The organism is Pseudomonas brassicae (assembly GCF_010671725.1).
Classification (GTDB): Bacteria; Pseudomonadota; Gammaproteobacteria; order Pseudomonadales; family Pseudomonadaceae; genus Aquipseudomonas; species Aquipseudomonas brassicae.
In genome coordinates this window covers 1-7277 of sequence record NZ_JAAHBU010000399.1, presented here as the reverse complement: position 1 = coordinate 7277, position 7277 = coordinate 1, and the positions used below count along the sequence as shown (strand labels likewise).

The 7277-nt window shown below is 65.8% G+C and carries 8 protein-coding genes and 1 pseudogene; 6 read left to right on the top strand and 3 right to left on the bottom strand.

The genetic code is table 11. The features are described 5' to 3' along the window. Both G3436_RS22755 and G3436_RS22750 read right to left on the bottom strand, forming a co-directional pair. Positions 1-217, bottom strand: a 217-nt coding sequence (locus G3436_RS22755; RefSeq protein ID WP_420801244.1) for an anti-sigma factor family protein, incomplete at its 3' end; no start/stop codon positions are given. Further along, the gene (locus tag G3436_RS22750; RefSeq protein ID WP_163949756.1) at positions 214-723 is read right to left on the bottom strand and encodes a sigma-70 family RNA polymerase sigma factor; all 510 of its coding nucleotides are present in this window, start codon (positions 721-723) and stop codon (positions 214-216) included. The genes G3436_RS22750 and G3436_RS22755, both read right to left, overlap by 4 nt. Positions 724-855: 132 nt before the next feature. On the opposite strand from G3436_RS22750, the gene G3436_RS22745 reads away from it, so the two are divergent. The 4 genes from G3436_RS22745 (at position 856) to G3436_RS22730 (ending at position 4390) form a co-directional block, all read left to right on the top strand. Beyond that, positions 856-1902: a catalase family peroxidase gene (locus tag G3436_RS22745; RefSeq protein ID WP_163949754.1), complete on the top strand. Its 1047-nt coding sequence runs from the start codon at positions 856-858 to the stop codon at positions 1900-1902. Next, entirely contained in the window at positions 1899-2423 is a 525-nt protein-coding gene (locus G3436_RS22740; RefSeq protein ID WP_163949752.1) for a cytochrome b, read from the top strand. Before G3436_RS22745 ends, G3436_RS22740 begins: the two co-directional genes overlap by 4 nt. 150 nt (positions 2424-2573) lie before the next feature. Beyond that, entirely contained in the window at positions 2574-3779 is a 1206-nt protein-coding gene (locus G3436_RS22735; protein ID WP_163949749.1) for an MFS transporter, read from the top strand. Between the two features lie 62 nt (positions 3780-3841). Beyond that, on the top strand, positions 3842-4390 hold the full coding sequence (locus G3436_RS22730; protein ID WP_163949747.1) for a cupin domain-containing protein: 549 nt from the start codon (positions 3842-3844) through the stop codon (positions 4388-4390). A 46-nt stretch (positions 4391-4436) separates the two neighbouring features. On the opposite strand, the pseudogene G3436_RS22725 reads toward G3436_RS22730, so the two are convergent. Next, a pseudogene (locus tag G3436_RS22725) lies at positions 4437-5927 on the bottom strand (DASS family sodium-coupled anion symporter). A gap of 439 nt (positions 5928-6366) precedes the next feature. On the opposite strand from G3436_RS22725, the gene G3436_RS22720 reads away from it, so the two are divergent. Both G3436_RS22720 and G3436_RS22715 read left to right on the top strand, forming a co-directional pair. Continuing rightward, complete coding sequence (locus tag G3436_RS22720; RefSeq protein WP_163949744.1) at positions 6367-6693, top strand: hypothetical protein; 327 nt, start codon at positions 6367-6369, stop codon at positions 6691-6693. A gap of 110 nt (positions 6694-6803) precedes the next feature. Beyond that, complete coding sequence (locus G3436_RS22715) at positions 6804-7223, top strand: group II truncated hemoglobin (protein ID WP_163949741.1); 420 nt, start codon at positions 6804-6806, stop codon at positions 7221-7223. Positions 7224-7277: the final 54 nt, after the last annotated feature.

Below are 7277 nucleotides of genomic sequence, written 5' to 3'. Positions count from 1 at the left end.
GAATGGCCAGCGGGTCCAGGCGCGGGTTCAGCGGCTGTTCGACAAGCCCGGCCAGGGCGGTGCGCAACTGCCGCGCATCCGCGCGCCAGCCGTCGATGCGCGCAGCCTGCTCGGGGTTGGCCGCCAGGTACAGCTCGACCTCGCGTCGGCGTGCCGCCTCCAGGCGCTCGTCGACATACGCATGCAACTCGTCTTCGGACGGGATCAACCGGCTCATTTCAACCTCCGCAATGCCGGGGGCGGCGTGTTGCCCTCGGCCAATTCTCGCAATGCCGCGCGGGCGCGTGACAGGCGTGACATCACCGTGCCGATGGGCACGTCCAGGGCCTGCGCCGCCTCCTTGTAGCTGAGGCCTTCGACACTGATCAGCAGCAACAACGCGCGTTGCTCGGCCGGCAGCCGGGCGAACGCCGCCAGGCCGGACTCGGCCAGTACGATGGCCTCGGTGTCACTGCCGGTTGCCTCGTCGCGCCCGAACCAGGCCAACCACCGTGCATGGCGCCGCTCGCGACGCTTGGTGTCGATGAACAAGCGGTACAGAATCGCGAACAGCCAGGCGCGCAAGCTGTCATCACCCGCCTGCTGGGCACGGCGGCTCAAGGCGCGCTCGACCGTGGCCTGCACCAGGTCGTCGGCGCTGCTGGCGTCACGGGTCAGCCACAGGGCGAACCGGCGCAGGCGCTGGAGCATGTCACGCAGTTGGGCGTCGTCAAGGTCATTCATGGTGAGGGGTTCAGGCAATCGGCAGTCAGTGTACGAGGCAGACGCACGCGCCTGAACTTTATTCCCGCCGTGCGGGAATAAAGTTTCACCCCGTACGTCGTACCCGCTCATTCACTGACCGGATCGCCGCCCATGAGCACTCCGTTACACGGTCGCGCCCGTACCCTGCGCCTGGCTGCCATTGGCCTGGGCATTGCCGCACTGGGTGCAGGCTTGGCCTATGCCGCCGGCTGGATCGGCCCCCAGCGCCTCACCCCGCAGCGCATCATCGACACCTTCGAGGCCCAGGCCGGCCACTACCCCGGCTACCGAAAAAACCACGCCAAGGGCCTGTGCGTGAGCGGTTACTTCCAAAGCAGCGGCCTGGCCACGCCGCTGTCGCAGGCACGGGTGTTCAGCCAGGCGCAGGTGCCGGTGATCGGGCGTTTCGCGATCGGCGGCGCCAACCCCTTCAGCGCCGATGCCAGCGTGCCCACCCGCAGCCTTGCGCTGCAGTTCAGCAGCGACGACGGCCAGCAATGGCGCAGCGGCATGAACACGCCAGCGGTGCTGGCCGTGAGCGACGCCGAGGGGTTCTATCAGCAGGTGCTGGCCATGACCCCCGACCCGGCCACGGGCAAACCCGACCCGGCTGCGCTTTCGGCGTTCTTCGCGCAGCACCCCGAAAGTGCGGCCTTTCGCCAATGGGCCAAGGACTACAGCCCCTCCGACAGCTTCGCCAACTCCGCCTTCAACAGCATCAATGCGTTCTACCTGGTCGACGCCGGCGGGGGCAGGCATGCGGTGCGCTGGAGCCTGATCCCACAGGCGGCCTTTGCGCCGTTGCCGCCCCAGATCACCGACCACGACGTGCTCCAGCACGACCTGCAGCATCGCCTTGCACAGGGCCCGTTGCGCTGGACCTTGCGCCTGACCCTGGCCGACCCCGGCGACCCGGTCGACGACCCGGCACAGCCCTGGCCCGCAACGCGCCGGCAGGTCGACGCCGGCACCCTGGTGATCGAGCAGGTCGATGCCCCTGAGCAGGGCGCCTGCCGCGACCTGAACTTCGACCCGCTGGTGCTGCCCGACGGCATCGAGGCCTCCGGCGACCCGATTCTTGCAGCCCGTTCCTCGGCCTATGCCGAGTCCTTCAAGCGCCGCAGCCGTGAAGGCGCACCTCAAGGAGCTACGCCATGACCTCACCCGCCCCGCGCTTCCACCCCCTGGCACGCCTGCTGCACTGGCTCATGGCCGGGCTGATCCTGGCCATGCTGTTCATCGGCGTGAGCATGGTGAGCGACCTGTCGCCCCGACATACCTGGCTGATCAGCCTGCACAAGGCGATCGGGCTGGCCTTGCTGGTGCTGGTGGTGGTGCGCATCGTCACCCGCCTGCTGTTCACCCCACCGCCGTTGCCGGCCGAGCTGCCGCGCGCCCAGCAATGGGCGGCCAAGGCCTCGCACCTGGTGCTGTACGCGCTGATGCTGGCGATGCCATTGATCGGCTGGGGCATGCTGTCGGCGGCGGGCAACCCCATACCCCTGCACCTGCCCGCGCTGCTGCGCCACGACCTGCAGCTGTACGCCGTGCTGCGCACGCTGCATGGCGTGCTGGCGTACGTGCTGTTCGCCACCGTGCTGATGCACCTGGCGGCCGCATTGGTGCATGGCCTGGTGCGCCGCGACGGTGTGCTGCGCAGCATGTGGCCGGGGCGCTGACAGCACCTGGACAATGAATGCGACGTTTCACGCCAGTGGTTTTCAGCAACGCAGAAGTCAACTAAATGATTATTACTATCGTTTACAGCTTTAGCCTTGCGCCGCACTGCGGCACAATGGCGGCACTGCCCTAAGTTGCCTTGGATAGCCATGAATACCGCACAGGAACCGCCGCTGATCACCTCTGCCGCCGTGACGCCCTTCGACCTGCGCCCGCTACTGGTCGCCAACATGGCCTGCACCATGGCCATGATGGCGTTTGTCTCGCTGATCGGCCCGATTGCCCGCGTGCTGGGCCTGGCGGCGTGGCAGGCTGGCACAGCGGTGACCGTCGCCGGGGTCATCTGGATGCTGCTGGCCCGCGCCTGGGGTCGCGCCAGTGACCGCTTCGGCCGGCGCCGCATCCTGCTGCTCGGCACGGCGGGCTTCACCCTGGCCTACTGGGCGTTGTGCCTGTTCATCGACGCTGCGCTGCGCTACCTGCCTTCGGCGACCCTGGCGTTTGCCGCACTGGTACTTGGCCGTGGCCTGATCGGGGCGTTCTACGCCGCCTTGCCGGTCGGTTGCGCGGCGCTGATTGCCGACAATATCGAACCTCAGCATCGCGCACGCGCCATGGCCTCGCTGGGCGCTGCAAACGCCGTGGGCCTGGTGCTCGGCCCGGCCCTGGCGGCATTGCTTGCACGCCAGAGCCTGAGCCTGCCGTTCTATGCGATGGCGGTGCTGCCAATGCTGGCGTTGCTGGTGCTGCAGTTCAAGCTCAAGCGCCAGGAGCTGCACCTCAAGCAACCCGCGCGCGCGGTACAACTGGCCGACCCGCGCCTGCGCCGCCCGCTGGTGGTGGCGTTCGTGGCGATGCTGTGCGTTTCGCTGGCGCAGATCACCGTGGGCTTCTTCGCCCTCGACCGGCTGGGCCTGGCACCGGCCGACGCCGCCCAGGCGGCTGGCATCGCGCTGACCATGGTCGGGGTGGCGCTGATCTTCTCGCAGGTGGCGGTGACCCGGCTGCAGTGGCCGCCGCTGCGCATGATCCGCGTGGGCGGTTGCGTGTCCGCGCTGGGCTTTGCCAGCGGCGCCCTGGCCGACAGCGTGATGATGCTGTGGGCCTGCTACTTTATGGCCGCAGCCGGCATGGGCTGGGTGTTCCCGGCTTTCCAGGCGCTGGCGGCAAATGCCGTGGAGGCTGGCGAACAGGGCGCAACGGCCGGTTCCATTGGTGCAGCGCAAGGCCTGGGGGTTGTGGTCGGGCCGCTGGCCGGCACCTTGATCTATGCCTTCGACCCGCGTGTTCCCTACCTGATGGCAGCCTTGTTGCTGCTGTTGATCGCCTTGTGGCCGGCGCCTGCACGGCAGTAGGCGGGATCGGCGACGGAATGTGTTTTAATGCGTCGCCCATTATTTTTGACATCAAGGCGGCTATGGACACGGGGACACGACTCAAACTGGTACGTGAACGCACCAAGCTCTCGCAACGGGAGCTGGCCAGGCGCAGCGGCCTGACCAACTCGACGATTTCACAGATTGAGCAGAACCGCGTCAGCCCTTCGGTGAGCTCGCTGAAAAAGCTGCTGGAAGGTATTCCGATGTCCCTCGCGGAGTTCTTCAGCTTTGACGAGCCGCCGCGCGAGGAGCGCTTTGTGTTCCGCGCCAACGAACAGCCCGACCTGGGCAGTGGCGGCTTGCGCATGCTGCTGGTCGGAGCCAGCGTCGAAGGGCGGCAGATGCGCATGCTGCGCGAACTGTACGCGCCAGGCGCCGACTCGGGCGAAGAGCCGATCGTGCACGCCGAAGGCGAGGAATGTGGCCTGGTCACCCGTGGCACCATCGAGTTGCGAGTCGACGGCCAGGTCAGTGTGCTGAACTCGGGTGACGGCTACTACTTCCCCACCACCCTGCCCCACAGCTTCAAGAATATCGGGCAGGACGAGGCCGAGATCATCAGCGCCAACACCCCGGCGAACTTCTGATGCCGCTGTAGCCCCTTCGCCAGCAAGGCGCGCGCCTTGCTGGCGGCTACATCCAGCCCAGCCAGTGCCACCACGTCGCCGCAAACCACCAGCATCAGCCCATACCCCACCAGCGTCACCACAATCCCCACCTTGGCAAACTGGCGTGCATTGAACGTCTCGGTGCCCAGGCACACCATGTTCTGCGGCGCGTTGATCGGCAGGATGAACCCGTAGCTGACCACGAACCCCAGCACCATCGTCATGCCCAGCCGGCTGAACTCCCCCGGCAAAGTCTGCAGCACCGCGATCAGGATCGGCAGCAACGCCGAGGTCAGCGCCGTGGCACTGGCAAAGCCCAGGTGAATCACGATCAGAAACGCTGCCAGAATCGAAAACACCCCCAGCGTGCCCAACTGATCCAGCCCGGTATTGCCCACCACCTGCGCACCCAGCCACTGCCCCGCTTGGGTAGTGAGCAACGTGGTGCCCAGGCTGATGCCCACGCCGAACACGATCACCGTGCCCCACGGGATGCGCGCCTGCACATCCTTCCAGGCCATCACCCCGAAACGCGGCAACAGCAACAGCACCAGGCCCGCGTAGGTGGTCGAGGTGGTGTCGAAGTGATGCAGCTTGCCCTCGGTGGCCCACGCCAGCAGCAACAGCAGCGACACGCCCAGCAGGCGCTTCTGCGCGCCGCTCATCGGCCCCAGCGCCGCCAGCTGTTCGGCCACCGCGGCCTTGCCGCCGGGGATGCTGTCGCTCTCGGGCGGCAGCATCTTCAACACCAGCACGATCAGCACCACCGACATGATCACGGCCCACGGTGCGCCGGCGATCAGCCAGTCGATCCATGACACCCGCGCGCCGAGCATCTTGTCCATGAAGCCGACGGTCAGCAGGTTCTGCGCGGCCGCCGTCTGGATGCCGATGTTCCAGATGCTGGTGCCCTGGGCCACGATGATCATGATGCCAGCGGCGATGTTCGAACGCTTGTCGACACCGAACGCGGCGATCACGCCCATCATGATCGGCACCACGCAGGCACTGCGTGCAGTCGCGCTGGGTACCACCAGGCTGAGCAGGAAGATCACCACCATGGCGCCGAGCAGGATACGCCGCGTGCTCACCCCCACACGGTCCAGGGTCACCAGCGCAATGCGCCGGTCCAGGCCGGTATGGGTCATGGCCGCGGCGATGAACAAGGCTCCCACCACCAGCGCCAGCGCCGGGTTGGCAAAGCCGGTCAGGGCCATGCTCACCGCCGCCGAGGAGCCATAGATTACCGACGGATCGGCGAGAGTCGGCGCCGTACCCAGCAAGAACGCCAACAACGAGGTGATCATGATCGCACTGGCCTCGTACGACACTGCCTCGCTGATCCATACCACCACCGCAAACGCCAGGATCGCCAGCACACGGTGCCCCGCCACCGGCAAGTCGACCGGCAGCGGCAACAGCAACACGCCGATCAGCGCGGCAATGCCCAGCAGCAGGCCCAGGGTAACGCCGGTTTGGCGCCAGTGGACGTGGGTGAAGCGGTAGGCGTGCTCATGACAGAAGCTTCTTTGGCAACAGGACGGTGCCCCATCATCGCCACTGCGCCGCCAGGCGACGCTGATCCGGATCAACCCTTAGTCAGAATGCCCGCCCCAGAGCACTTTGTAGGACATTCCTACGCGCCCGACACGGACGACCGGTAAGCTCGAAAGAGACTGAACAGTCATTTGTAGTGAGGTAAAAAAATCACTACAAAATCTATTGACGGCATTCGCTGCCCCTTGCATGATGAGGCCGTCTCCCTGATCGGGAGCGCTGGCAAAGGGTGTTCCAGACAGTTCGAGCGGTTTCGGGCTGTCCGTGGAGAGGGACTGTCCAAAAGGCAGAGTGAAGAAAGCCCCTGTTGCGACGCTGCTGTAGCAGCCTTGGTAGATCGCTACATGAAGTAGCGCAGGTTTGAACTCACCAACGACGAATAGGTAATAGGGGGCTTTATGATGAACTTGAACAACCAACCCACCATCGACGAATTGGCCCGGCTGTTCGCAGCCCGCAAGGACAGCCTCGATGACCATCTGCTCTGGGTCAGTGCAGCGGGTGACGTGCATATCGACCGCATGCCACCGCACACGGACGAAGAGACGATCGATGCAAAACGCGAAATGCGTGCGCGCTTCAAGCTGTTCCGCCGTGGCCAGGGCTACGTCGGCAAGAAAGCGGCGGCAGATACCGTATTCGTCGCCAAGGTACTGCAGACCTTGCAGCAGGAATGGCCGGCGATCCGCGAGCGCCAGGACGTGAAGGTCATCGAGCGGCCGTAACGGGACACCCCATTGAAAAAGGCGACCTCAGGGTCGCCTTTTCATTTGCGTGCCAGCAGCCAGGTCTAGATCAAGGTTAAAATGGCACTTTCCCTGCCCAGGCCCTGACCATGACCCCTCCTGCATTCGGCACCGGCGACGCTTCATACCAGGCCGCCGGTGGCCTTGAAGGCCTGCGCCGCCTGGTCGACGAGTTCTACCTGATCATGGACCAAGAGCCCGCCGCCCACACCGTGCGCACAATGCACCCCGCCAGCCTCGAGCTGTCACGCGACAAGTTGACCTGTTTTCTGAGTGGCTGGCTGGGCGGCCCGCGGCTGTTCAGCGAACGCTACGGGCCCATTGCGATACCGGCATTCCATGCCCAATGGCCGATCCAGCAGGAGCATGCCACCCTGTGGCTGGCCTGCATGGCCAAGGCAATCGCTCGCCAACCCTACGCCCCGGCCTTTGCCGACTACCTGCTGGCCCAGTTGCGGGTACCCGCACAACGCATCGTGCAAGCCAGCCGCAACCGCCATCAGGCCTGAAGGCGCAACGGCGGCTCGCCTGCGGCACCGCACGGTGGCACGCCCGCGCCCGGT

Bases quoted from the DNA above. Each gene is read 5' to 3' on its own strand.
- G3436_RS22735 (WP_163949749.1), top strand. From the start codon at position 2,574: ATGAATACCGCACAGGAACCGCCGCTGATCACCTCTGCCGCCGTGACG.
- G3436_RS22715 (WP_163949741.1), top strand. From the start codon at position 6,804: ATGACCCCTCCTGCATTCGGCACCGGCGACGCTTCATACCAGGCCGCC.
- G3436_RS22730 (WP_163949747.1), top strand. From the start codon at position 3,842: ATGGACACGGGGACACGACTCAAACTGGTACGTGAACGCACCAAGCTC.
- G3436_RS22720 (WP_163949744.1), top strand. From the start codon at position 6,367: ATGATGAACTTGAACAACCAACCCACCATCGACGAATTGGCCCGGCTG.
- G3436_RS22740 (WP_163949752.1), top strand. From the start codon at position 1,899: ATGACCTCACCCGCCCCGCGCTTCCACCCCCTGGCACGCCTGCTGCAC.
- G3436_RS22745 (WP_163949754.1), top strand. From the start codon at position 856: ATGAGCACTCCGTTACACGGTCGCGCCCGTACCCTGCGCCTGGCTGCC.
- G3436_RS22750 (WP_163949756.1), bottom strand. From the start codon at position 723: ATGAATGACCTTGACGACGCCCAACTGCGTGACATGCTCCAGCGCCTG.